Source organism: Xenococcus sp. PCC 7305, from assembly GCF_000332055.1.
GTDB lineage: Bacteria > Cyanobacteriota > Cyanobacteriia > Cyanobacteriales > Xenococcaceae > Xenococcus.
Window position 1 is genome coordinate 1 of record NZ_ALVZ01000230.1, and the last position, 25537, is coordinate 25537.

Sequence of the window (25537 nt, forward strand, 5' to 3'; positions counted from 1 at the left end):
AAGTTCTGGCGTTGCTGATTTAAAACATGAAAGAATTTTGGACTAATCTTCTTTGCTTCTTTCTTTGCGTCTTTGCGCCTTTGCGCGAAACGAATTCATATCTGGATTCAGCAACGCCCTTAGTTTAAGGCGATCGCATTAAAATGGTAAGAGAAAGTTAAATTTGATACAAAATTCCCTTTTATTGTTATCCTGGTGTTGGAGATTAATCATTAGCTATTGCTAATCCAACCTGTAAGACAAAAGACAAAGACAGATTGAGTGCAATGACTGCTAATAGGGAACTAATCGCTATAGTTGTCTTGAACATTGGTGTTGGCTAGTATTTTCATCAAGTAGGGTAAATACCAGGGCCTTGAAGAATAAATACTAACCCCCCATCATTAAAATACTCACTACCCATACCCGTCAAAAAAATCTTCTCTTCATTCTCCAACAGTTCTAGGGTTTGAGTACGTCCTAAGGAATTCAATGAAACTAATCGAGTGCAGGTTTTCCCTCCAGCAAAAATCCGGATGGTATAACTTTCATAACGTCATCAAACAGCTAGATTTTACTCAAGTTCAATCGGAGAAATTTAGAGTTTGATTATCACAGTATTTTTTCAATTTCTGTCTCAGTCAACATCTATCATTTGCGGAATTCAATTAAATGTCACCATCTACCAGCACCGTCTTGGCACCAGAATCTAAGACCAAAGCGAAAAAGTCTTCTAAAGGATGCGGTTGTAGTTCTACTTCTGCTAAGACCCAAACGATCGATCCTAAAATTCAAGAAAGAATTGAAAAACATCCTTGTTATAGTGAGGAAGCACATCATCATTATGCACGGATGCATGTAGCAGTAGCCCCAGCTTGTAATATTCAGTGTAATTTCTGCAATCGCAAGTATGACTGCGCTAACGAAAGTCGTCCTGGAGTAGTTAGCGAACTACTAACTCCTGAAGAAGCAGCGCATAAAGTTTTAGTCATTGCAGGTAAAATTCCTCAAATGACGGTTCTCGGTATTGCTGGCCCTGGAGATCCTTTAGCAAATCCCAAACAAACCTTCCGTACCTTTGAATTAATTGCCGACAAAGCACCAGACATTAAGTTGTGCTTATCGACTAATGGGTTAATGCTTCCGGATCACGTGCAAAAAATCAAAGATCTAAATGTAGATCACGTCACCATGACCATTAATATGGTTGACCCTGAAGTAGGCACTAAAATCTATCCTTGGGTACGTTATAATCGCAAACGTTGGAAAGGACTAGAAGCAGCTCAGATCCTCCACGAACGTCAAATGGAAGGTATCCAAGCACTACAAGAAGCTGATATCCTCTGTAAGGTCAACTCGGTAATGATTCCAGGGATTAATGACGAACATTTGGTAGAAGTGGATGAAGTGATTCGTTCTAAGGGTGCATTCTTACATAATATTATGCCCCTAATTTCTGCCCCCGAGCATGGTACTTACTTTGGTTTAACTGGACAAAGAGGCCCCACCCCGAAAGAGCTCAAAGCTTTGCAAGATAACTGTTCAGGCAATATGAAAATGATGCGTCACTGTCGTCAATGTCGCGCTGATGCAGTGGGTTTGTTGGGAGAGGATCGTTCTCAAGAATTTACCAAAGAGAAATTCCTAGAGATGACTCCCGAATATGATCTCGGAAAACGCCAAGAAGTTCATGCAGGTATCAAACAGATTAAAGATGCTATGCAAGCGGCCAAAGCAGAGCGAGCAGCTAAAAAGCAAAAACAAGCTGGCAAGAAGATCTTAGTTGCCGTAGCAACCAAAGGTGGTGGTGTAGTTAATCAACATTTTGGTCATGCCAAAGAGTTCCAAATCTTTGAAGTTGATGGGGTAGAAGCCAAATTTGTGGGACACCGCAAAGTAGATCATTACTGTCAGGGTGGTTACGGTGAAGAAGCAACCTTAGACAATATTATTGGTGCTATCAAAGATTGCAAAGCTGTACTTGCTTCGAAGATTGGGGATTGTCCTCAAGGGATGCTGCGAGAAGCTGGCGTAGAACCAGTTCAAGGTTACGACACAATTGACAAGATTGCCTTGGATTACTACGAACAACAGTTTGCAGTTAGCGTTTAACTGATCAAGATATTAGCTATTAGTTGTTGGTCACTAGATACAAAACTAATAGCTGGCAACCAAGGACAAACAACAAGGGATAAAATTATGATTAATACTTTCGAGACAAGATCACAAGGCGATCGCTATAATTTTAAAGATTACCAAGAAGTCATAAAGCAAGAATATAGCACTATTTCCCCCACTCACAGTCTTTGTACTAATTGTTCCGACTATTACCCGGAACCTCCCTGTCAAAATGATTTAAATTCCCATAGTGGTTGTTTTCCCAGCCTCATTAGCCCAGACCTAAATTAAGCAGGAACAAGACCATGAATTATAATATTTCTTCTCAATGTATCGCTTGTGAGAATTGTGTGCCTTCTTGTCCTACCGGGGCAATTACCAAGAACGATTACGGCAAATTCTCCATTGATTCTAATCTCTGCAACGGTTGTGTCGGCTCTTATGCAGTCGCTCAATGCGTAGCCAGCTGTCCTACCGCTAATGGTTGCACCCCTAGCATTTCTAGTTTGATTCAATCGGCTCAAACAGCTAAAGCCAACTATTGGGATAACTGGTATTCAACTCATAATAAACTAAAATCTCGACTTAAAGCCAAAAGAGAAACTCAATATTGGCAGCATTGGTTTAATACTTATTCTCAAAAGTTAGATCTTTTGCTAAATACCTAAAAACCCCGAATTGATCATAAAAGTTACGGAATATTTAATGAGAAAAGAGCAATGAACGACTGCATTTATCTCGATAACAACGCCACAACCAAAATAGATGATGATGTTTTAGCAGCAATGCTACCCTATCTCAGTATCTATTACGGCAATCCTTCTAGCATGCATACTTTTGGCGGACAAGTTGGTCGCGCTGTTCGCCAAGCTAGATCCCAAGTTGCTTCTCTTTTAGGAGCAGAAGATTCAGAAATTATCTTTACCAGTTGCGGAACCGAAGGAGATAATGCAGCTATTCTTGCTGCGCTGAAGGCTCAACCCAAGAGAAAACATATTATCACTACAGAAGTTGAGCACCCAGCTATTTTGAATCTGTGCCGTAAACTAGAACGAGATGGTTACACGGTCACTTATCTCTCGGTTAATGAGCAAGGACAACTAGATTTAGATGAGTTGGAAGCTTCGCTAACCGGCAATACCGCAGTAGTTTCGGTAATGTATGCCAACAACGAAACAGGTGTGATTTTCCCTATCGAGCAGATTGGGCAAATAGTCAAGGAATATGGGGCTCTGTTTCATGTTGACGCGGTACAAGCTGTGGGTAAAATTCCCCTGGATATGAAAACTAGCACTATCGATATGCTGACTCTTTCTGGACATAAGATTCATGCTCCTAAAGGAATTGGTGCTTTATATGTGCGTAAAGGTGTCAGATTCCGTCCCCTACTCGTTGGTGGCCATCAAGAAAGAGGACGCCGAGGTGGCACAGAAAATGTTGCAGGGATAGTTGCGTTGGGGGAAGCCGCCAAGCTAGCAGAGCAGCATTTGGCAGGAGTAGCCTGGGAACAACAGTTACGAGACAAATTGGAGCGAGGTATTCTCAGCAGCATTCCCAATACTGTCATTAATGGCGACCCAGTTAATCGTCTGCCTAATACGACTAATATTGGCTTCAAATATATCGAGGGTGAGGCAATCTTACTTTCTCTTGACCAATATGATATCTGCGCTTCTTCCGGTTCTGCTTGTACCTCTGGTTCTCTAGAACCTTCTCATGTCCTAAGAGCTTTAGGACTGCCCTATAGCGTACTGCACGGTTCAATTCGCTTTAGTCTATCTCGCTATACTACCGAAGCAGAGATAGATCGCGTTTTAGAAGTTTTACCTAGTATAATCAATCGTCTCCGCGAACTTTCTCCCTTCAACAGTGATGATGCAGATTGGCTCAAGGAACAGGAAGAAGCCGTGCTCGCTAGATAAGCGGTGAGACCCCGCGCCGCCGAAAGGCGCAAGGGAATGTCTACCAAGAGACGCTCACCAAGAGAGAAAAACTGATAACTGTTCACTGTTAACTGATTAAGGTGGTAACTACAAATGTGGGACTATACAGATAAGGTAATGGAACATTTCCATAATCCTCGCAATCAAGGCAAGATTACGGAAAAGCAGGAAGGAGAAGAAATTGTCACAGGAGAAGTCGGCAGTATCGCCTGTGGGGATGCCCTTAAACTTCACCTCAAAATAGACGAAGACACTCAAACCATTAAGGATGCTACTTTTCAAACCTTTGGTTGTGCCAGCGCGATCGCCTCTTCTTCGGCCCTCACTGAATTACTTAAAGGGAGAAATGTCGAAGATGCGCTAAAGTTGACCAACAAGGAAATTGCCGAGTCTCTCGGCGGCCTACCCGAAGAGAAAATGCATTGTTCAGTCATGGGACAAGAAGCTTTAGAAGCTGCTATTTATAGCTACAAAGGTATTCCCCTCGACACTCACGAAGAAGATGAAGGAAATCTTATATGTCGTTGTTTTGGCGTCTCTGATACAAAAATCCGCAGGATTATTCGCGAGAATAACCTTAATACCGCAGAACAAGTAACTAACTATGTCAAGGCTGGTGGCGGATGCAGCTCTTGTTTACCCGATATCGACGATCTTATCTATGAAGTCACCCTAGAAAAAGAGAAAAGTGTCGAGGTAGCAGCAGCAATTGCCACGGCTAGTCAACCTGCCCCTAGCCCAACAGCCAAATCCCTAACTAATCTGCAAAAAATTACCTTAATCCAAAGGGTAATCGACGAAGAAATCAGACCAATCCTAGCCGAAGACGGCGGAGACATGGAACTATTTGACGTAGAAGGAGATATTGTTAAAGTCGTTCTCAAAGGCGCTTGTAGCGGTTGTGCCTCTTCTACCGAAACTTTGAAGCTCGCGATCGAAGCCACGCTCAAAGACAGAGTCTTACCTAGTTTAATTGTTGAATCAGTCTAGAACATTATCAAACAATGTATATAGCTAACCCCCATAGTCATGGAGAGCGATCTCCCCCAGAGTGCGCCTTAGGAACTAGATTTTATTAACTTTTCTACTCCATAATACCCAGTAAAGATCTCCTCCAGACTTGACTAATCTCGAATATTTTAGATGACCGCAACAGATAAGAATCGAGAATTCGCAGGGACGAAATTCCCCAGACTAAATATTACTAGACTTCACAAGTTCTTACTTTGTGGCATCTGAAATTCTTTCATTCACCTAATTTCCATTGACCTCTAACAAATTAAAGAGAGATAACCATGAGACAAATTGCATTTTACGGTAAAGGCGGAATCGGTAAATCCACAACTTCTCAAAACACTATCGCAGCACTATCAGAAACTCAAAGAGTCATGATTGTAGGCTGTGACCCCAAAGCAGACTCCACTCGTTTGATGCTGCACACTAAAGCCCAAACTACTATTCTTTCTCTTGCAGCAGAAAGAGGTTCTGTCGAAGACCTTGAACTCGAAGAAGTATTACTCACTGGCTATAACAACGTTCGCTGCGTTGAATCTGGTGGTCCCGAACCTGGTGTAGGTTGTGCTGGTCGCGGTATTATTACAGCAATTAACTTCCTAGAAGAAGAAGGTGCTTACGAAGATCTAGACTTAGTATCCTACGATGTATTGGGTGACGTTGTTTGCGGTGGTTTTGCGATGCCAATTCGTGAAGGTAAAGCCCAAGAAATCTACATTGTCACTTCTGGGGAAATGATGGCGATGTATGCAGCGAATAACATTGCTCGCGGTATTCTTAAATACGCTCAGTCTGGTGGTGTACGCTTAGGTGGTTTAATCTGTAACAGCCGTAAAGTTGATCGTGAAATTGAATTAATCGAAGCTCTAGCTGACAAACTAGGCACTAAAATGATTCACTATGTTCCTCGCGATAACGTGGTTCAAAGAGCAGAATTACGTCGGATGACTGTTATTGAATATGAGCCCGAGCATCCTCAAGCCCATGAATATCGTGCCTTAGCTCGCAAAATCGAGCATAACAAAGATTTGGTCATTCCTACTCCCATCACCATGGATGAACTTGAAGAACTTCTAGTTCAATACGGATTCATGGATTCTGATGCCGAATACCAAAAAGCACTTGCAGCAGATAAAGCTGCGGCTGTTGTTTAATTTCAGGAGATAGTGACCAGTTACGACAAAAGCTGGTCACTGATAACTGGTCACTGATAACTGATAACTGAAAAAGGGGAATATCATGACAACTGTAGAACAGAACAAAGAACTGATCAAAGAGGTACTAGAAGCCTATCCAGAGAAGGCTGCTAAAAAGCGCTCCAAACACCTCGATGTATATGAAGAAGGGAATTCTGATTGCGGAGTAAAATCTAACAAAAAATCCGTTCCTGGAGTAATGACCACTCGTGGTTGTGCCTATGCAGGAGCCAAAGGGGTAGTCTGGGGTCCTGTTAAGGATATGATTCATATCTCTCACGGTCCTGTAGGTTGCGGTTATTATTCCTGGTCGGGTCGTCGTAATTACTACATTGGGACAACTGGAGTAGATACCTTTGGTACTATGCAGTTCACTTCCGATTTCCAAGAAAGAGATATCGTATTTGGTGGTGATAAAAAATTAGCCAAACTAATTGATGAATTAGAAGTTCTGTTCCCTCTAAGCAATGGAACGACTATTGAATCTGAATGCCCCATCGGTTTAATTGGGGATGATATTGAAGCGGTTGCCAGAAAAAAAGCTAAAGAAACTAACAAACCAGTAGTTCCCGTGCGCTGCGAAGGTTTTAGAGGAGTTTCCCAATCTTTGGGGCACCATATTGCTAACGATACAGTTCGTGACTGGGTATTACCCAAAGCTGATGAATATCGTAAACTTCCTGAAGGATTTGAATCTAGTCCTTATGATGTAAATATCATCGGTGACTATAATATTGGTGGTGATGCTTGGCCTAGTCGTATGTTACTTGAAGCGATCGGCTTAAGAGTAATCAGTCAATTCTCTGGGGATGGTACATTTAACGAAACGGTAATGACGCCCCTAGCCAAGCTAAATCTAATCCACTGTTATCGGTCGATGAACTATATCTGCCGTCACATGGAAGAAAAATATGGCATTCGCTGGTTAGAATATAACTTCTTTGGCCCCACTCAAATTGCCAAATCTCTTCGTAAGATTGCGGCTCAGTTTGACGAAACTATTCAAGAAAATGCCGAACGCGTAATTGCTCAATATCAAGCTGATATGGATGCAGTTATCGAGCAATATCGTCCCCGCTTAGCAGGCAAAACTGTCATGATGATGGTTGGTGGACTACGTCCGCGCCACGTAATTCCAGCATTCGAAGACTTAGGTATGAAAGTAATCGGTACTGGTTATGAATTTGGTCACGGTGATGACTATAAACGTACCGCAGATTACGTCAAAGATGGCACAGTTATTTACGATGATGTGAGCGGTCATGAATTTGAAGAATTTGCCAAACAGCTCAATCCTGACTTAATTGCTGCGGGGATTAAAGAAAAATACGTCTTCCAGAAAATGGCTCTACCCTTCCGTCAGATGCACTCCTGGGATTACTCAGGTCCTTATCACGGCTATCATGGCTTTGCTGTTTTCGCTCGCGATATGGATTTAGCAATCAACAACCCAACTTGGGGTTTAATTGAAAATCCTTGGGATAAATAAAATAGTCATTGGTCATTAGTCAACGGTCACATTGATTATCACTCTTTATCGATAAACAACAAAAGACATCAGACTAATGACAAACCAGAGAAGACAAATAATATAAAAGGTAAAGTGTCATGACTCAGAACAATCAACAAAATCCTACCCTTCCTGAAAATTTAACACCCCCTGTAATTTCAGAGCCTGGTAAAATTCAAGACCATTTCGATTTATTTCAAACTGACCCCTACCAAGAAACTTTTGAATTTAAGCGTCAGTTTGAAGGAGCCCACAGCAAAGAAGAAGTAGCAAGAATTGCTGAATGGACAAAAACTTGGGATTATCGCGAGAAAAACTTTGCTCGTGAAGCCTTAACGGTTAATCCAGCTAAAGCCTGTCAACCCTTGGGTTCTCTCTTTGTTGCCGCTGGTTTTGAAGGAACCTTACCCTATTCTCACGGTTCTCAAGGTTGTGTCGCTTACTTCCGTACTCACCTCACTCGGAACTTTAAAGAACCTTTCCAAGCGGTTTCTTCTTCGATGACTGAGGATGCAGCAGTATTTGGCGGACTCAATAATATGGTAGATGGGTTAGCAAACTCCTATCAACTATATAAACCCAAAATGATTGCCCTCTGTACTACCTGTATGGCTGAGGTAATCGGAGATGACTTGGGTGCATTTATCCAAACTTCGAAAAACAAAGGTTCGATTCCCGAAGATTTCCCCGTCCCCTATGCCCATACTCCTAGCTTTGTCGGTTCTCACATCACTGGCTATGACAATATGCTCAAGGGTATTCTAGAATGCTTAACAGCTGATAAGAAAACCGAAACTACCAATGGCAAGTATAACTTTAACTTAGGCTTTGATGCTTATATTGGTAATATTCGCGAACTAAAACGCATTCTCCAATTATTCGACATTGATTACACTGTGCTTTCTGATAATGCCGATGCTTTTGATTCTCCCAACACTGGTGAATTCAAAATGTACAATGGGCTGACTACATTAGAAGACGCTGCTGATTCGATTAATGCCGAAGGCACTTTCTTCTTCCAGAAATACACTACTCCTAAAACTCAGGACTGGATCGAAAAAGAATGGGGACAATCAACCTATAATTTCCGTCCCTTTGGTATCAAAGGTACTGATGAGTTTTTGAGCAAGTTATCAGAAATCACTGGTAAGCCGGTTCCCGAAGAATTAGTGGCAGAAAGAGGTCGTGCTGTGGATGCTATGACTGATTCTCAAGCTTGGATCCATGGTAAACGTATTGCTCTTTACGGTGATCCCGACCATGTATTTGGTCTCGTTAATTTCTTGCTCGAATTAGGTGCAGAGCCAGTTCACATCGTCGTTACTAACAGTAACGCTGATTTTGAAGCAGAGCTACAAGCTGTATTGGATGCTAGTCCCTATGGTAAAAATTCCACTATCTGGGGCAAAAAAGACCTTTGGCATTTACGGAGTTTAATGTTTACTGAACCTGTAGACCTCTTGATTGGTAACTCCTACGGTAAATATCTCTGGCGTGATACTCATACCCCAATAGTTCGCATTGGCTATCCTATCTTTGATCGCCATCACATGCATCGCTATGAAACATTGGGTTATAAAGGTGCGCTTAACCTTCATAACTGGATTATCAACACTATCCTTGACGAACTCGATCGCCAGACTATCATTCCCGCGAAAACTGATATTTCTTTCGACTTGATTCGTTAATTGATGACTTATCCCTTGTCAGGGCGATTCGTCCTCAAAAAACCGCGAATCGCCTCTACCTGCCTAATTAACTAACAAGAAAAGCTATGAAACTAGGAGATGTAGAACTCGATCAAGAACCAACTTTCGAGCTCGATCGCAAAGTTAGAGTTCGCAAAAAAATCCGCAATGACGGCACTTTCCCTGGCAAGCAAATTGGGGAAACCCTAGCAAACAAAGGCGATGAAGGATATATCATTTCCATTGGAACCTATCTACAAACTGCATATATCTATTCGGTTCATTTTTTAGAAACTGGTAATGTCGTAGGTTGTCTGGGAAAAGAACTCGAACTAGTTGCAGAAAACTAAGAAAATTATGGCTACCCAAACTCACAACCACAGACCTTCCCTGTTTCCCCCCAAAAAATTCTCTTTCGATCTTTTCTATCCCCTACGTCGCTGGGTAGATAGCATCGAAGTTAAGAACGAAAGATTCGCTCATTTTCTTTGTAATCTCATTCCCTGTAGTTGCCCCTTTGAACGAGATCTGACCATCTTCGGGCGGACTTTCCATATTCCTGCTTTATGTAAACTAAATCCTTTATATAACGAAACTGTCGGTTTACGTCTTCGCGCTCTTATCTATTTAGAAGGGGACTGTGAAAAGGATATTACTAAATATATTTGTTAAAAGACGAAAGACGAAGAACGAAGGATGAACTACCCATGACAAAAGCAAAAATCGCTGACCTCCTTAACGAGCCAGGTTGCGAACACAATCACAAAAAAGGACAACAAGGCAAAAATAAAGCTTGTACCCAACAGGCGAAACCTGGAGCAGCTCAAGGGGGTTGTGCCTTTGATGGAGCTTCGATCGCCCTAGTGCCGATCACTGATGCCGCTCATTTAGTTCACGGACCGATCGCCTGTGCCGGCAATTCCTGGGGTAGTCGCGGTAGTCTTTCTTCGGGTGCTACTACCTATAAAATGGGTTTTACGACCGATATTAGTGAAAATGATATTATTTTTGGTGGGGAAAAAAAACTATATAAAGCGATCTCCCAAGTCATCAAGCGGTATGATCCTCCTGCTGTCTTTGTTTATTCTACCTGCGTTACTGCTCTTATTGGAGACGACTTGGATGCAGTGTGCGAAGCAGCTACTGATAAGTTTGCTACCCCGATTATTCCCGTTAATTCTCCTGGTTTTGTGGGCAGTAAAAATTTAGGGAACAGATTGGCTGGAGAATCCTTATTAGATTATGTTGTCGGCACTGCCGAACCTGAATATACCACTCCCTATGATATCAATCTGATTGGAGAATATAACATTGCCGGGGAACTTTGGGGCGTATTACCTCTATTTGAAAAAGTGGGCATTCGTGTTCTCTCCAAGATTACCGGAGATGCTACTTTTGAAGAGCTTCGCTACGCTCATCGGGCAAAACTCAATGTGATGATCTGCTCCAAAGCCTTGATCAATATGGGGCGCAAAATGGAGGAACGTTACGGCATTCCCTATATCGAAGAATCTTTCTATGGCGTTGCCGATATGAACCGCTGTTTGCGCAATATTGCCCAGAAAATAGGAGATGAAGCCCTACAGCAACGGGTGGAAACTGTAATTGCCGAAGAAACTGTCAAGCTTGATCTGACCCTGGCTCCTTATCGCGATCGCCTTAAAGACAAACGCATGGTCCTTTATACAGGAGGGGTCAAAAGTTGGTCGGTAGTATCAGCGGCTCAGGATTTGGGAATGAAAGTAGTTGCCACTAGTACCAAGAAGAGCACAGAAGAAGATAAAGCCAAAATCAGGAAATTATTAGGCAAAGACGGCATAGAACTAGCCAAAGGTAACGCTAAAGAGCTATTACAAGTGATTAAAAAAACTAAGGCCGATATGCTCGTGGCTGGAGGACGGAACCAATATACTGCCCTCAAAGCCCGCATTCCCTTCCTCGATATCAACCAAGAACGGCATAAACCCTATGCCGGGTATGTCGGGTTAATCGAAATGGCCAAAGAATTTGATCGCGCGCTCCAAAGCCCGATCTGGCAACAGGTTCGCCAACCAGCTCCTTGGGAGAAAGTAATGAGCAAATAAGTAATAAGTAATAAGTAATAAGTATTTATTTACTCTCGTTCCTCATCCCTCATCCTTCATCCCTCATCCTTTTAAAATGACTACTATTACCCGCAATAAAAAATCTGTAGCCGTCAATCCTCTTAAGCAGAGTCCCCCTTTGGGGGCAGCCTTGGCTTTCTTGGGATTAAAGGGTATTGTTCCTTTGTTTCATGGTTCTCAGGGTTGTACTGCTTTTGCCAAAGTGTTATTGGTTCGTCATTTTCGCGAGGCAATTCCCCTCGCAACTACAGCGATGACGGAAGTTTCGACAATTTTGGGTGGAGAGGAAAATATCGAACAGGCGATTTTAACCTTAGTAGAAAAAGCAGAACCTGAATTACTCGGCTTATTAACTACGGGGTTAACCGAAACGCGAGGGGATGATATGGATGGCATCCTAAAATCAATCCGCAAACGTCATCCCGAACTAGATTATTTCCCAGTTATCTATGTTTCCACTCCCGATTATAAGGGTGCGTTGCAAGATGGTTTTGCGGCTGCGGTTAATTCCATTGTCGCTAATGATTATGGTCAACCTGTGGGGGCGAACGATCCTTCTCCCCTACCCCAGGTAACGATTTTAGCGGGATCACTACTAGCACCTGGAGATGTCGAAGAAATCAAAGACATAGTTGAAACCTTTGGTCTCAAACCCTTAATTCTCCCGGATTTATCTGGTTCGGTAGATGGTCATCTAGATGATGATTACAATAGCAAAACCCCGGGGGGCACTTCTTTAGAAGAGTTACAACAATTAGAGCGATCGCTTGTCACCATTGCGATCGGGGAAAGTATGCGCCCGGCGGCGGAAACTCTCAAACAAAAATTTGGCACTGATTATAAAGTACTTCCTCGTTTAACTGGTTTAGAGGCAGTGGATAGCTTTATCTGGCAATTGGCTCAAATTTCCGAAGCCCAAAGCGACCCCCGTTTTTTAACCATTCGTCAAGTACCAGACAAATATAATCGTCAGCGTCGTCAACTTCAGGATGCGATCCTCGATACTCATTTTTATCTGGGGGGGAAAAAAGTTTCCCTAGCACTAGAGCCAGATTTGCTCTATCAGACTAGCTGGTTACTCAATGAAATGGGAGCAGAAATTCAAGCTGCGGTAACTACAACTAAGTCGCCACTACTCAAAGAACTACCAATTGATGAGGTGATAATTGGTGATTTAGAAGATCTAGAAGATTTAGCTCCTGGTTCGGATTTAATTATTACTAATTCCCAAGGGAAAAGGTTGGCTGACAAGCTGAATATTCCTCTGTATCGGATGGGTTATCCCATTTATGACCGCTTGGGTAATGGTTCTCGTTGTTTAGTCGGTTATCGAGGAACAATGCAGTTTTTATTTGATATCGGCAATATTTTTATTGACTTGGGCCATTAGTTATTTATTATTTGTTATTTGTTTTTATGTAAGTAAGAGAGCAAGGAAGATGAGTCAAGCCATAGCCCTGGAAAGCCCACCAAAGCTAAACAAATTACAAGATTCTTTTCTGCAAGAATTGATTCGACAAATTCGGTTGGCAGATAGTTTTGGTCAATATAATAATTGGTCTGATGAACTACTGGTCGAGCAACTAATAACTACTCGGTATCACCATGAAACTGCTGCTAATAATTTTAATCTTGAAACTCTCAATCAAATTCTAACTAAGGCTTTTTACCAGGCAATTGGCGCAATTATTGAGAGAAGAACCGGGCATAGTACTGAAGTTTTTATTAATTTGAGAAGTAAAGAATTTAGTTCAGCAGTTATTTCTTGCGGCGGAGTTTTAGTTTTATATTCACTGATTTGGGGCTATCGAAAATTGAGTTTTCTTTCCTTGTCAGAATTAGTCGAATCGGCTGAGACTAATATTCATAACGCAGTTTCCAAAGCTAGTCTTTACTTGAATTTTGTTTATTAGTATTTACATAACTAATGACTAATATTTAGGAGATTTTAAACTATGAAAGTTGCTTTTGCTACTCAGGACAATGTCCATATCAATGCTCACTTTGGTTGGGCCAAAAAAGTTGATATTTATGATGTTTCGACCGACGGTTATAACTTCCTTAACACTGTTGAATTTGGAGGAAACCTCAAAGAAGATGGCAATGAGGATAAATTAGTGCCCAAAATCAAGGCCGTTGCCGGTTGTACGATCGTCTATGTTTCTGCGATCGGAGGCAGTGCGGCATCTCGTCTTCTAAAAAACAAAATTACTCCATTAAAAGCTGAGAATAAAGACGATGAAATTACCGATGTGCTGAACATTTTGGTGAAAACATTGGGCAATCCGCCCCCTTGGTTGCGCAAAGCCTTAGGTAGCAATACTAAAAAATTCGATTTTGCCGATGAATAATTATTGACTAATTATTGACCAGATTGACTATTTCACGAAGAACAAGCAAGCAGACTTATTTACTACTCACTAAATTATGACTACTACAACTACTAAATCAGAAACTACTACCAGCATTGTTGATGAGAGTACCTTTCTCAAAGAGCTAGTGCTCCAAATCCGCGCTCAAGATCATTATGGTGTTTATCGTAATTGGAAAGATGAATTAGTGCTGTCCAATTTCGTGGTTAGCAAAGAAAAGAAAAGCCAGATTTCCGTTGAAGGAGATGTTGATTCGGCGACTCAATTAAGAATTATCTGTTTCTATCGCGCGATCGCAGTATGTATTGAAAAACAAACAGGTAAACTTTGCCAAGTCGTGATGGATCTTTCCCATGAAGGTTTTGGTTGGGCGATCGTCTGGACTGGTCGCTTGATGGTATTATCACGTACTTTACGAGATGCCCAACGCTTTGGTTATCCTTCCCTTGAGAAATTGGCTGCCCAAGGAGAAAGATTAGTCGATTCCGGCATTAAAGCGATCGCAAAATTTCCTGATGCTGCGGATGCTTAAATCGGTAAATACCTCGCGATAAACATTAAACAATTGATTGATAGTCAATAAAGAAAATGGTTCAAACTACAGTAAAACCACCAACCCCAGAAAACGTTGCGGATTTAAAAAAAACAATCAAACGTCTCAATAGTCGGGCGGGGCAAATGAAAATGGATCTCCATGATCTTGCCGAAGGTTTGCCTACAGATTACGAAACTCTAATTGAGGAAGCGACTAAAACCTATGATATTTATCGTCAATTAGCTGAGCTGAAACAACAACTTAAAAACTGGGAAAAACTATTATGATAAGTACCCCAAAATTAAGCAATACTATTGCTAGTTGGCAGTATTTTGTCGAACAAGAAAAAACTCAGCCAACGAATCGTGCCAATTTGTCCCGCATCTCGAAACAGATTTCCCGACTCAAGAAAGAACTAGATCAGAGTTTTCCCGAGTTTGGTGATCTAGAAGAAACTCTAGCTAACTATAATCTTTATCGAAAGTTAGACCGTTTACAAAAACAAATCTCTACATTATGAGGAGTAATTTTCAATGACCGCAACTGAAACAACCAAAACTATAGAGCAATTCCAAAAACTAACTGATGCAGAAGATTATCTACAATTTTTTGACATCGAATATGATCGCGATTTTGTGAATATTAATCGCCTCCATATTTTAAAACAGTTTTCCCTACTAATTAAGGAAGTAGACAAAGTTTTTTCCGATGTTACTGAATCCGAAAAATTGGAGAAGTATAAACTTGCCTTAGACGAAGCCTATCAGGTTTTCCTAAGTTCGAGTCCTTTGGAAACCAAGTTGTTTAAAGTTTTTCAAAGCAAACCAAAAAACTTTGTTTCCTTAGATGATTTGACTAAAAAAGCTAATTAATAGACAAAGGAAAAATGACTACTTTGACACCGAAGGAACTAGAACGTTATAGCCGACAAATTCAGCTTCCTGATTTGGGAGCGCAAGGACAACAAGCTCTGAAAAATACAACTGCTCTAGTTTCTGGAGTTGGTGGTTTAGGTGGGACTGTGGCTCTTTACCTGGCGGTTGCAGGTATTGGCAAGTTAATTTTGGTTCGAGGTGGTGGGTTACGCCTCGACGATATGAACCGTCAAATTTTAATGACTGATGACTGGGTGGGAAAATCGAGGGTTGCGAAAGCTAAAGAAACCCTCTCTCAAATTAATCCTGATGTGGAAGTAGAGGCGATCGCCGAATATATCACAGCCGATAACGTCGATGCTCTAGTTCAACGTTCTGATATTGCCCTCAGTTGCGCTCATAATTTTCCCGAACGAGATTTGCTTAATGCTGCCTGTGTCCGTTGGCACAAGCCAATGGTAGAAGCTGCCATGAATAGTATGGAGGCTTATCTAACAACTATTGTTCCCGGCCAAACCCCTTGTCTATCTTGTATATTTCCTGAAAAACCTGACTGGGATCGCCGCGCTTTTGGCGTACTGGGTGCAGTTTCTGGCACTCTTGCCTGTTTGGCTGCCTTAGAAGCGATCAAGCTCATTACAGGATTGGGCAAACCTCTTTTGGGTCAGTTACTCAATATGGATTTGGCCAATGTAGAGTTCAACAAATTTCACCTCTACAAAGACCCTGATTGTCCCGTTTGTGGCAATCAATCAACAAAAGCAGAGAGTGTAATTAATCATCAACTATTAACTGTTAATCACTAATTATTTAAAACCAAAGGAGAATCTTCATGACCGTTCACTTAACTGAAAAAGCAGCTTTCAGACTTCGTAGTTTCATTCGTGCTAATTCCGATGCCACCACCACGGAAAAAGGTGTTCGTGTAGCAGCAGTTGATGGTGGCTGTAGTGGCTTTGAATATGCCCTAGATATTGTCGATCGCCCTGAAGCAGATGATCTAATTTACGAACAAGATAAATTAAATATCTACCTCGATCGCAAAAGCGCACCTTTTTTGAATGGCATTGTCGTTGATTTTGTAGAAAGCCTAACTCAAGCAGGATTTACCTTTGAAAATCCCAATGCTACTGGTGGCTGCGGCTGTGGCAAGTCTTTCTCTGTGGCCGATGGGACTCCTGAAGCTGTGCCTTGTAGTTAATAAAGTATCTAAAAGAGGAGAAAAATCATCATGACTACTACTTATAAAGTTCGTCTTATCAAAGGAAAACGCAAAAAACCTCCCGAAATAGACGTGACTATTGATGTTCCCGAAGACGAATATATTATCGATGCCGCAGAAGAACAAGAGCTAGAAATACCTTCTTCCTGCCGTTCCGGAGCCTGTTCTAGTTGTGTCGGCAAAATTGTCGAAGGGGAAGTTGACCAAGAAGATCAAAGCTTCTTAGATGATGCTCAAATCGCCAAGGGCTATGTGCTACTTTGCGTGGCATATCCTAAATCAGATTGCACGATTAAAACCCATCAAGAAGCCTATTTGGTCTAAGGAAATAGTCATTGGTTGCTCGTTTTTGTGCTTTTTTGTTCGTGATTTAACTAAAAAAGTACAAGATAAGACCAATGACTAATTCAGCAATTGATTCTAGTTTATATCTCACTTAAATTGATAATGCTTAGTCGAGAACAATTGGCACAGGAATATATCAATATCATTAATCAATATTATCCTATGGCGGGTAGGTTATTAAGTCATTGTTTAGTGAAAATTATCAAGTTAAATTCTACATATAATCGTACCTATTATTATAATTTGGGTATTTATTATCCAGATAGGATTGGTAGGCATTTATTAGAGCAACAAGATGTTTTTAGAGATGCCGCAGAAAATATCGGTTTGAAGGAAGTTATTTTTTTTAATGCCAATTCTTTAATTCGGAATCCCAACTCAACGATTAAGCAGCAAGACTTTCGTTTTTGGTTGGATTTATGTTGGATCGCACAGCAGAAAGATTAATTCTTTTGAGGAAAGATCAATGTTTTTGACTAGTTTGCTTATTTTATCGATATCTATCGGGGCAATTGTCTCAGTAATTCATGGCCAGGACGAAATTCATCAGCTAGTTGCTTTTTTATCAGCATTAATTGCTATGATTTGTGCTTTTATTTTATCTCCTCTTTTGGTCAAGGGTTTATTATGTTTAGTATTTTTATCTGTTGGTCATAAAATCTTTCCTGTTCATCGCTGCTTCAAGTAATAGCCTCTTGGTCGCTATATTATTATCCTGACAAATATCAAAAAAAATATTACTAAATATTATTAAAACATCGATTTGTATCTGGTTTTACGGTTAATCAGATTCTTTTTTATTATTCTAAAATTAGTAATAAAAAAGGAAAATGGATTGCCACGATTGTCATCAAAGTTGCCAGCCCAAGAGAGCAAAACTGAGTAAGAAAATATTTGGTTTTGGCTCTAGAAAGTCGGCAAACAATACCCTATCTCGCGAGTCTCAAGCTACTATTGCCTTAGTCGGCTCACCCAATGTAGGGAAGAGTTTATTATTTAATCTTTTAACGGGTACATATGTTACGGTTTCTAATTATCCAGGAACTACAGTCGAAGTTGCCCAGGGCCAAAGAACCATTGCTGGAGAGAATGTAACTTTTTATGATACTCCTGGGATGTATTCTCTAATTCCAATTACCGAAGAAGAGCGTGTTGCCAGGAATTTAATCCTCAAAGAGAGCATGGATCTGGTGATTCATGTGGTCGATGCCAAGCATTTAGGAAGAATGTTGAATCTCACTTTGCAATTAATTGAGGCTCAATTGCCCCTGTTATTGGTCGTCAATATGATAGATGAAGCAGAAAAATTGGGTATTTGGGTAGATGAAAATCAATTAGCTTCCAAACTAAATATTCCTGTTGTCACGATGGTCGCAGCCCAAAAAGTGGGACTGAAAAAATTAATCGCTAAGGTGGCCGAGCATGTCCAATCAACTCCTCTATCCCTCACCTATTGAAGCGGCGCTCCGTCGCATCGAATCCTTACTCGGTGATGCAAACAATCAGATTTCGCGACGTGCTTTGGCTTTATTGTTATTGCAACAAGATCCGATAACGCGATCGCAATTGGAGAAAGAAACATTTTTTCCAGAGATTGAGAGAATTATTACCGAGACTCAGGCGAGTATGTCTGAGTCATTGACCTTTGAGATAGCTCAATCTAGGCATCAGCTAGCAATGGCAATTGAACAAGATGTGACCATTCAACACCCAAGGCAAAGAACTCTTAAATATGAATGGCTACATCGATTGACTGTGCATCCTGTTACTGGAATCCCGATTCTGGCTCTAGTTCTCTATTTTGGGATCTATCAGTTTGTCGGGGTATTTGGTGGCGGAACTTTAGTTGATGGGATTGAAGGTTTTTTTGAATCTCAAATTAATCCGATTGTCAATAATCTGGTTGCGGCAATCTTTCCTTGGCAAGTCATTCAGGATTTATTGGCTAATGATTACGGCATTATTACTTTGGGGATTCGTTACGCTGTGGCGATCGTTTTGCCCATTGTTGCAACTTTCTTCCTCATGTTTTCCCTCTTAGAAGATAGTGGTTACCTACCTCGTCTATCTTTATTAGTAGATAGATTGTTTAAAACTATTGGACTTTCTGGAAGATCGATTATCCCCTTAATTTTGGGTTTAGGCTGCGGTACGATGGCAACTCTGGTTACTCGCACCCTAGAAAGTAAACGAGAAAGAATTATTGCGACTTTGCTATTGGCGTTAACTATTCCCTGCTCCGCACAACTAGGTGTGATTTTAGGTTTACTTTCCCAAGAACCCACAGCTTTGTTTGTCTGGGCCACTGTAATGGTAATAATTTTCCTGGGTATTGGATTTTTAGCGGGAAAAGTTGTTCCAGGAAATGCTTCTTGTTTCTATATGGAAATTCCTCCGCTGAGATTACCGCGACCTCAAGCGATCCTGACTAAGACCTATGTTCGTCTTAAATGGTATTTTGGCGAAATTCTACCTTTATTTATTTTGGCTTCAGTCTTAATTTGGTTAGGCAAACTTACAGGATTATTCGATTTATTGGTCAGGGCATTAGAGCCAATAATGCTCTGGTTGGGATTACCCAAAGAAGCAGCACCGACTTTTCTCTATGGATTTTTCCGTCGGGATTATGGGGCAGCGGGAATGTTCGATTTACATTCTTCGGGAATTTTAGCTGGGCAGCAATTGGTTGTTGCAGCAGTTACTTTAACCTTATTTATTCCCTGTATCGCGCAACTGCAATTTATGTTTAAAGAACGAGGCATCAAAAACACAATTTTGATTGCTATTTTTGTGGTTTTCTTTGCCTTTGGCTTAGGCTATATACTCAATCAATTATTAACAATTATGGAGGTTGGTTTTTAAAATGCTTACTCAAGGTTTTACGGTTCAGTATTCTCCCTTAGATTTTTTAGCAACTAAAACTCAGGGCGTGATTATGGCAATTAGAAATAAAGATGAGCGAGTTGTCAAGAAATTGCTAGCGATGGGGGTTCATAAGGGAATGCATATTACTTTAGAACAAAGATTTCCTTCTTTTTTGATTAAAGTAGGTCGAACTAGAATCGCGATTGATCGCGATATTGCTCGTTCAATTAAGGTTAGGGTAATTGGTAAGTAGAAACGTTGCGTTGCACGGACGCGAAACTAATCCTTTAGGGCAATGTCTGTGCAAAATTTATGGTATTGGGGTTTAAAGTGATTATTAAGCAAAAAATATTGGGATTTTTAAGTATTAGTGTTTTGTCGTTGCTATTAGTGCTTAGTAGCGATCGCATACAGAATGTTCAACTGGGAAATCCCAGTCAAGCTAATTCTTCAACTCAATTAACTGTCTCAGCAGCAGCAAGTCTCAAGAATGTCATAGAAGCAATTGAGCCTTTATACGAGCAAAAATATCCAGAGACTAAAATCATTTATAATTTTGCTTCTTCTGGCTCTTTGCAACGCCAAATCGAACAGGGCGCACCAGTAGATATCTTTATTTCTGCTGCTGTCGATAAGATGGACAGTTTGGAAAAAAAAGATTTGTTGTTAACCCAAACACGCCAAGATTTATTAAAGAATCAAGTCGTTTTGGTTGCTCCTAAGGAAAATAGAAATAATAGTCTTCAGCTTGAGAGTTTTGCTGATTTAACTACTAATGACATAACGACAATCGCCCTAGGAGAACCAAACAGCGTTCCTGCGGGTCAGTATGCCCAGGAAGTATTAACCTCTTTTGAAATTGCCGATCAAGTAAATACGAAAGCTGTTTATGCCAAGGATGTTCGCCAGGTTCTCAATTACGTTGCCACAGGTAATGTAGATGCGGGGATTGTTTATCGCACCGATGCCCAAGATTCTGAGCAGGTACAAATAGTTGCCACGGCTCCTGAAATTAGCCATTCTCCTGTGGTTTATCCCGTTGCTGTGCTCAAGGACAGCGATCGCCCGGAGGCGGCAACTGAACTGATAGAGTTTTTCACTACTCCTGAGGCACAGGCAATATTTGAAAAGTATGGGTTTGATGTGGTCATTAATCATTAATCATTAACCATTGACTAAAAAAAACTCCCCAATTCCCCAATTCCCCAATTCCCCAAAATATATTTAAAGCTGCCCTCTGCCTTCAAATGACTAACCTAATTCCAATTTGGATATCTCTTAAAACAGCCACTACTGCCACGATAATTACTTTTTTCTTCGGGATTATTGCCGCTTGGTGGATGTTGAATTATCAGGGTAAATCTAAAGGATTAATTGAGGGTGCATTGACGGCTCCTTTGGTACTTCCCCCCACAGTAGTGGGTTTTTTATTATTACTAATATTGGGTAAAAACGGCTTTATTGGTCAATTATTAGATAATTTTGGTATTACCGTTATTTTCTCCTGGTATGCTACTGTTATCGCCTCTACAGTAGTTGCCTTTCCCCTCATGTATAAAACTGCCTTGGGAGCATTCCGGCAAATTGATTCTAATCTGCTGGCCTGCGCGAGAACTCTGGGAGCTTCAGAATGGACAGTTTTTTGGCGAATTATTTTACCTTTAGCCAAACCGGGCCTGATTGCTGGGACTTTGCTCGCTTTTGCTCGTGCTTTGGGTGAATTTGGTGCAACTTTAATGCTAGCCGGTTCAATTCCTGGGAGGACTGAAACAATTCCGATCGCAATTTTCTTTGCTGTTGAAGGAGGGGAAATGGATCGGGCGCTATTATTGGTCATTATTATGCTGGCAATTTCCTTAGGCGTAATTATGGCAACCTACCATTGGACAGAAGGGAGTAGAGGAAGCAGAGGAAGCAGGGGTCATTTTGGTTTTATAGACAAAGTCATTACTGATTTAGATCAGAGAAAACCGATTTCCCATCAACAAAAATCCTTAGATTATCCTGTGCCTAAAGCCAAAATTGAATTAACTGTTGATATCCAAAAACAACTACCGGGATTTCTCTTAGATGTTAGCTTCAAGACAGATCAAACTCCTTTAGGTTTGCTAGGTGGTTCTGGCGCGGGGAAGAGTCTTATTTTGCGTTGTATTGCCGGATTGGAGCAACCTGATCGAGGGCGTATTGTATTAAATGGTCGGGTCTTATTTGATTCAGCGCGAGGTATTAATCTCCCGCCACGCGATCGCGGATGCGGCTTTTTATTCCAAAATTATGCCCTATTTCCCCATCTCACTATTGCGGAGAATATTGCCTTTGGCCTGCCGAGAAGCCAATCTCCCAGAGCTATCAAACAAGAAGTAGAGCAGCAATTGATCGCCGTCGATTTACCAGGAATCAGCGATCGCTACCCCACGGAACTTTCAGGGGGACAGCAACAAAGAGTAGCTCTAGCCAGAGCAAAAGCAAGCAAACCAGGAATAATGCTTCTCGATGAGCCTTTTTCTGCTTTAGATACTTATTTGCGAGATAAACAGGAAAAACTGCTGAGAAATAATCTTATTACCTATCAAGGAGTAACTTTATTTATTACCCATAATCTAGAAGAAGCCTATCGAGTATGTCCCAATTTATTGGTGATAGATCGGGGTCAAGCGATCGCTCAAGGCACAAAGCAGGATATTTTTGAGCATCCTCGCAATTTTAAGACCGCGCAGCTAACCGGCTGCAAAAACTTTTCTCGTGCTGTTGCAATCTCAGACCGACAGGTGAAAGCGATCGACTGGGGTTGTATTTTCGAGGTAATCGAACCATTACCAACATCTTTGGAATATGTGGGAATTCGGGCTCATCAGTTAATCCTGACGAAATTCGAGGAAGCACCCTTATTTCAAGATGGAGTTTCGCTAACTGATTCAGAAAACGAGATCAATAATTTTCCTTGTTGGCTAGCAACTATTAGTGAGACCCAACACCGCATGACTTTATATCTTAAGTTAAACCAACCAGCTAATCATCCTGAAGATTATCATCTACAAGCAGAGGTTTTTAAAGACAAATGGGTGGAGTTGAAAGATCATCCTCTGCCCTGGAAAATTCAATTTAATCCTCTGAAAATTATTGTTATTTGACCAGGACTTCGTCTTTGAAGGCAGAAGGCAGAAGGCAGAAGGAGCAAGTATTAGGTTTTAGGTTGGAAAGAGTATTAACTAAATATTAATTTATGAGCTATTCTCAGCAAATGGTAGCCTCTATTGCTTTTAAGTTTGGCTTTTGTTTGTTCAATTTAGGTATGTGTATCTGAAGTGGAAACAAACATAGTGAAGATATGAAGCTTCACATATTCAATATGGGAATAAAAAGCTTGTAGCCAACTACCGAGAGAGTTTATCGGCATTAAATCCCCTTATAAGCAAGTAAGACTTCTACCTCTGCCCTTGCGCAGCTCTACCCGAAGAGTCTCTGCCCTCTGCCCTCTGCCCTCTGCCCTCTGCCCTCTGCCCTCTGCCCTCTGCCCTCTGCCCTCTGCCCTCTGCCTTCATTAGATTTTAGAAACTTCTCAACAGACAAGAAAATTTTATGTTTACAACAAGCAATGCTAGTAACTCAGCATTAAAAGAATTTCTTGCTCCCACCAATGATACTCAGCCGGGAAAAAGTTTTCCCCTAGGCGCGACTATCTATCCTGATGGAGTAAACTTTTGTATTTTTTCCCATGCTCAAGGAATTGAATTACTATTATTCGACGATCCCGAAGCACCTCAGCCTTCGAGAGTAATTGTTTTAGACCCGAAGGTCAATTGCAGTTGCAACTACTGGCATATTTTTATCCCAGGACTAAAATCAGGACAAGTATATGCCTATCGCGCCTATGGTCCATATCTACCAGAAAAAGGCTTACGTTTTGATGGGTCGAAAGTTCTGCTAGATCCTTATGCTAAGGCGATCGCTGGTGAGGGAATTTATGATCGCCAGATAGCTAGCCAACCAATTGATAATTGCGCTCAATCATTAAGAGGCATTGTCGTCGATACTAGTACTTACGATTGGCAAGGGGATCGCCATCCCCGCACTCCCTATGCTTCTAGCATTATCTATGAAATGCATGTCGGAGCCTTTACTAATCACCCCAATTCTGGCATCAGTCAGCAAAAACGAGGTACTTTTGCTGGATTAATCGAAAAAATCCCCTATTTACAAGAATTGGGCATTACGGCAGTAGAATTGCTGCCTATTCAATCCTTTGATGCCAATGATGCGCCCAAGGGACTAAAAAATTATTGGGGTTACAGTACCATCAACTTTTTTTCTCTGCATAATAGCTACAGTTCTCGTGCCGATCCTTTAGGAGCTCTAGATGAATTTCGCGATCTGGTTAAAGCTTTACATCAAGCAGGGATTGAAGTGATTCTGGATGTTGTATTTAACCATACTGCCGAAGGCAACCATCAAGGGCCCACAATTTCCTGGCGTGGTTTAGATAATCAAACCTACTATATCCTGTCAGAAGATGCGGCTAACTACCATAACTATAGTGGGTGCGGGAATAGTCTTAAGGCTAATCACCCAGTGGTCGGCCGCTTTATTATTGATTGCTTGCGCTATTGGGTGACGCAAATGCATGTCGATGGTTTTCGTTTCGATTTGGCTTCAGTTTTAGCCAGAGACGCCGCAGGAGCTTCTCTGTGGCACACTTCCATTATTACCGCTAATATTTTATGGGCGATCGAATCTGATCCTGTATTGGCGGGAACGAAGTTAATTGCTGAGCCTTGGGATGCTTCTGGACTCTATGGAGTAGGACGTTTTGTCGATTTAGGAGATTGGTTCTCCGAATGGAATGGGCCTTTTCGCGATGATGTCCGTCGTTTCATCAAAGGCGACTCGGGAATGGTGAGTTCCTTGGCTGCGAGGATTTTAGCTAGTCCTGATATCTATTCTCGCTCTGATACGGATATTAACCGCAGTATTAATTTTGTGACCTGTCACGACGGCTTTACTCTCAATGATTTAGTTTCCTATAATCAAAAACATAATCAAGCCAATAGAGAAGATAGTCGCGATGGGGCAAATGATAACTATAGCTGGAATTGTGGGATAGAAGGAGCAACCGAAGATCCTGAAATAGCCAAGCTCAGGCTAAAGCAGATTAAAAACTTTTTTACCGTGCTGCTGATGTCTCAAGGGACACCAATGATTTTGATGGGAGACGAAGTCAGAAGGACTCAGCAAGGAAATAACAATACCTATTGTCAAAATAACGAACTGGCTTGGTTTGATTGGAGTTTGACGGAGAAAAATCAAGGTTTATTTCGTTTTGTCAACAGTACCATCGCTTTGATTCAAGGATTGGAAGTTTTTCGTCTAGAAACACCATTAGCCACCGAACGAGGAAGTGAACCCTACTTAATTTGGCATGGGGTGAAGCTAAATCAGCCAGATGATTGCGAAGATTCTCATTATGTGGGCTTTACCTTAGCCTATCCCAAATTTGGCGAATGTCTCCAGGTTATGTTTAATGCCTATTGGGAATCTCTAACTTACGAGTTACCTCAATTACTTCCAGAACATAATTGGTATCGCATTATTGATACTTCCTTAACTGCACCAGAGGATTTTTGCGACCTGAAAACAGCACCTCTAGTAGCAGATCCCTATTATCAAGTTGCCCCTCGAAGTTCAGTAGTTTTGATGGCAAAATATGATACTTAATCAAATTGATCTAGGGGCGCGTTGCGATGCGCTCTGTAGGTTAGTAATGAAAAAGTTG

Annotated in this window: 29 protein-coding genes; all 29 read left to right on the plus strand. The window is 41.2% G+C overall.

The window, feature by feature from the left end; all coding sequences use genetic code 11:
* Window positions 1-651: 651 nt before the first annotated feature.
* Window positions 652-2091: a nitrogenase cofactor biosynthesis protein NifB gene (nifB, locus tag XEN7305_RS23640; RefSeq protein WP_006512065.1), complete on the plus strand. Its 1440-nt coding sequence runs from the start codon at window positions 652-654 to the stop codon at window positions 2089-2091.
* 87 nt (window positions 2092-2178) lie between these two features.
* Window positions 2179-2388 carry a hypothetical protein gene (locus tag XEN7305_RS23645; RefSeq protein WP_006512066.1) on the plus strand — a complete coding sequence of 70 codons (210 nt, stop codon included), beginning with the start codon at window positions 2179-2181 and terminating at the stop codon, window positions 2386-2388.
* Window positions 2389-2402: 14 nt separating this feature from the next.
* Window positions 2403-2765, plus strand: coding sequence for a 4Fe-4S dicluster domain-containing protein (locus XEN7305_RS23650; protein ID WP_006512067.1), 363 nt, complete (start codon window positions 2403-2405; stop codon window positions 2763-2765).
* A 51-nt stretch (window positions 2766-2816) separates the two neighbouring features.
* A complete protein-coding gene (gene nifS / locus XEN7305_RS23655) occupies window positions 2817-4019 on the plus strand; it encodes a cysteine desulfurase NifS (protein ID WP_006512068.1) in 1203 nt (400 codons plus the stop codon).
* 114 nt (window positions 4020-4133) lie between these two features.
* Entirely contained in the window at window positions 4134-5030 is an 897-nt protein-coding gene (nifU, locus tag XEN7305_RS23660; RefSeq protein WP_006512069.1) for a Fe-S cluster assembly protein NifU, read from the plus strand.
* 305 nt (window positions 5031-5335) lie between these two features.
* Window positions 5336-6208, plus strand: coding sequence for a nitrogenase iron protein (nifH, locus tag XEN7305_RS23665; protein WP_006512070.1), 873 nt, complete (start codon window positions 5336-5338; stop codon window positions 6206-6208).
* 85 nt (window positions 6209-6293) lie between these two features.
* Complete coding sequence (gene nifD / locus XEN7305_RS23670; RefSeq protein WP_006512071.1) at window positions 6294-7739, plus strand: nitrogenase molybdenum-iron protein alpha chain; 1446 nt, start codon at window positions 6294-6296, stop codon at window positions 7737-7739.
* Between the two features lie 119 nt (window positions 7740-7858).
* The gene (nifK, locus tag XEN7305_RS23675; RefSeq protein ID WP_006512072.1) at window positions 7859-9448 is read left to right on the plus strand and encodes a nitrogenase molybdenum-iron protein subunit beta; all 1590 of its coding nucleotides are present in this window, start codon (window positions 7859-7861) and stop codon (window positions 9446-9448) included.
* Between the two features lie 86 nt (window positions 9449-9534).
* Entirely contained in the window at window positions 9535-9798 is a 264-nt protein-coding gene (locus tag XEN7305_RS23680) for a nitrogen fixation protein NifZ (protein ID WP_006512073.1), read from the plus strand.
* A 7-nt stretch (window positions 9799-9805) separates the two neighbouring features.
* Complete coding sequence (locus tag XEN7305_RS23685; RefSeq protein ID WP_006512074.1) at window positions 9806-10120, plus strand: Mo-dependent nitrogenase C-terminal domain-containing protein; 315 nt, start codon at window positions 9806-9808, stop codon at window positions 10118-10120.
* A 35-nt stretch (window positions 10121-10155) separates the two neighbouring features.
* Entirely contained in the window at window positions 10156-11532 is a 1377-nt protein-coding gene (nifE, locus tag XEN7305_RS23690; protein WP_006512075.1) for a nitrogenase iron-molybdenum cofactor biosynthesis protein NifE, read from the plus strand.
* A gap of 76 nt (window positions 11533-11608) precedes the next feature.
* Window positions 11609-12943 (plus strand): nitrogenase iron-molybdenum cofactor biosynthesis protein NifN, encoded by a 1335-nt coding sequence (nifN, locus tag XEN7305_RS23695; protein ID WP_006512076.1) that lies wholly within the window; start codon window positions 11609-11611, stop codon window positions 12941-12943.
* A 49-nt stretch (window positions 12944-12992) separates the two neighbouring features.
* Window positions 12993-13466, plus strand: coding sequence for a DUF269 domain-containing protein (locus XEN7305_RS23700; protein WP_006512077.1), 474 nt, complete (start codon window positions 12993-12995; stop codon window positions 13464-13466).
* A 42-nt stretch (window positions 13467-13508) separates the two neighbouring features.
* Complete coding sequence (gene nifX, locus XEN7305_RS23705; RefSeq protein WP_006512078.1) at window positions 13509-13904, plus strand: nitrogen fixation protein NifX; 396 nt, start codon at window positions 13509-13511, stop codon at window positions 13902-13904.
* Window positions 13905-13980: 76 nt separating this feature from the next.
* Window positions 13981-14457 (plus strand): NifX-associated nitrogen fixation protein, encoded by a 477-nt coding sequence (locus XEN7305_RS23710; RefSeq protein WP_006512079.1) that lies wholly within the window; start codon window positions 13981-13983, stop codon window positions 14455-14457.
* 56 nt (window positions 14458-14513) lie between these two features.
* The gene (locus XEN7305_RS23715; RefSeq protein ID WP_006512080.1) at window positions 14514-14747 is read left to right on the plus strand and encodes a CCE_0567 family metalloprotein; all 234 of its coding nucleotides are present in this window, start codon (window positions 14514-14516) and stop codon (window positions 14745-14747) included.
* Window positions 14744-14980, plus strand: coding sequence for a hypothetical protein (locus tag XEN7305_RS23720; protein WP_006512081.1), 237 nt, complete (start codon window positions 14744-14746; stop codon window positions 14978-14980). Before XEN7305_RS23715 ends, XEN7305_RS23720 begins: the two co-directional genes overlap by 4 nt.
* Window positions 14981-14993: 13 nt before the next feature.
* Window positions 14994-15332 carry a nitrogenase-stabilizing/protective protein NifW gene (gene nifW, locus XEN7305_RS23725; RefSeq protein WP_006512082.1) on the plus strand — a complete coding sequence of 113 codons (339 nt, stop codon included), beginning with the start codon at window positions 14994-14996 and terminating at the stop codon, window positions 15330-15332.
* Between the two features lie 14 nt (window positions 15333-15346).
* Complete coding sequence (locus XEN7305_RS23730) at window positions 15347-16141, plus strand: HesA/MoeB/ThiF family protein (RefSeq protein ID WP_006512083.1); 795 nt, start codon at window positions 15347-15349, stop codon at window positions 16139-16141.
* A gap of 26 nt (window positions 16142-16167) precedes the next feature.
* On the plus strand, window positions 16168-16536 hold the full coding sequence (locus XEN7305_RS23735; RefSeq protein WP_006512084.1) for an iron-sulfur cluster assembly accessory protein: 369 nt from the start codon (window positions 16168-16170) through the stop codon (window positions 16534-16536).
* Between the two features lie 30 nt (window positions 16537-16566).
* Window positions 16567-16881: a 2Fe-2S iron-sulfur cluster-binding protein gene (locus tag XEN7305_RS23740; protein WP_006512085.1), complete on the plus strand. Its 315-nt coding sequence runs from the start codon at window positions 16567-16569 to the stop codon at window positions 16879-16881.
* A 123-nt stretch (window positions 16882-17004) separates the two neighbouring features.
* Window positions 17005-17349, plus strand: coding sequence for a hypothetical protein (locus XEN7305_RS23745; RefSeq protein ID WP_006512086.1), 345 nt, complete (start codon window positions 17005-17007; stop codon window positions 17347-17349).
* A 19-nt stretch (window positions 17350-17368) separates the two neighbouring features.
* Complete coding sequence (locus tag XEN7305_RS23750) at window positions 17369-17590, plus strand: hypothetical protein (RefSeq protein ID WP_006512087.1); 222 nt, start codon at window positions 17369-17371, stop codon at window positions 17588-17590.
* A 142-nt stretch (window positions 17591-17732) separates the two neighbouring features.
* The gene (locus XEN7305_RS23755; protein ID WP_006512088.1) at window positions 17733-18359 is read left to right on the plus strand and encodes a FeoB small GTPase domain-containing protein; all 627 of its coding nucleotides are present in this window, start codon (window positions 17733-17735) and stop codon (window positions 18357-18359) included.
* Window positions 18325-19764, plus strand: a complete 1440-nt coding sequence (locus tag XEN7305_RS23760) for a ferrous iron transporter B (RefSeq protein ID WP_006512089.1) — start codon at window positions 18325-18327, stop codon at window positions 19762-19764. Before XEN7305_RS23755 ends, XEN7305_RS23760 begins: the two co-directional genes overlap by 35 nt.
* Window position 19765: 1 nt before the next feature.
* The gene (locus XEN7305_RS23765; protein ID WP_006512090.1) at window positions 19766-20020 is read left to right on the plus strand and encodes a FeoA family protein; all 255 of its coding nucleotides are present in this window, start codon (window positions 19766-19768) and stop codon (window positions 20018-20020) included.
* A gap of 59 nt (window positions 20021-20079) precedes the next feature.
* Complete coding sequence (gene modA, locus XEN7305_RS23770; protein ID WP_006512091.1) at window positions 20080-20928, plus strand: molybdate ABC transporter substrate-binding protein; 849 nt, start codon at window positions 20080-20082, stop codon at window positions 20926-20928.
* An 86-nt stretch (window positions 20929-21014) separates the two neighbouring features.
* The gene (modB, locus tag XEN7305_RS23775) at window positions 21015-22898 is read left to right on the plus strand and encodes a molybdate ABC transporter permease subunit (RefSeq protein ID WP_006512092.1); all 1884 of its coding nucleotides are present in this window, start codon (window positions 21015-21017) and stop codon (window positions 22896-22898) included.
* 448 nt (window positions 22899-23346) lie between these two features.
* Window positions 23347-25479: a glycogen debranching protein GlgX gene (gene glgX, locus XEN7305_RS23780; protein WP_006512093.1), complete on the plus strand. Its 2133-nt coding sequence runs from the start codon at window positions 23347-23349 to the stop codon at window positions 25477-25479.
* Window positions 25480-25537 lie beyond the last annotated feature (58 nt).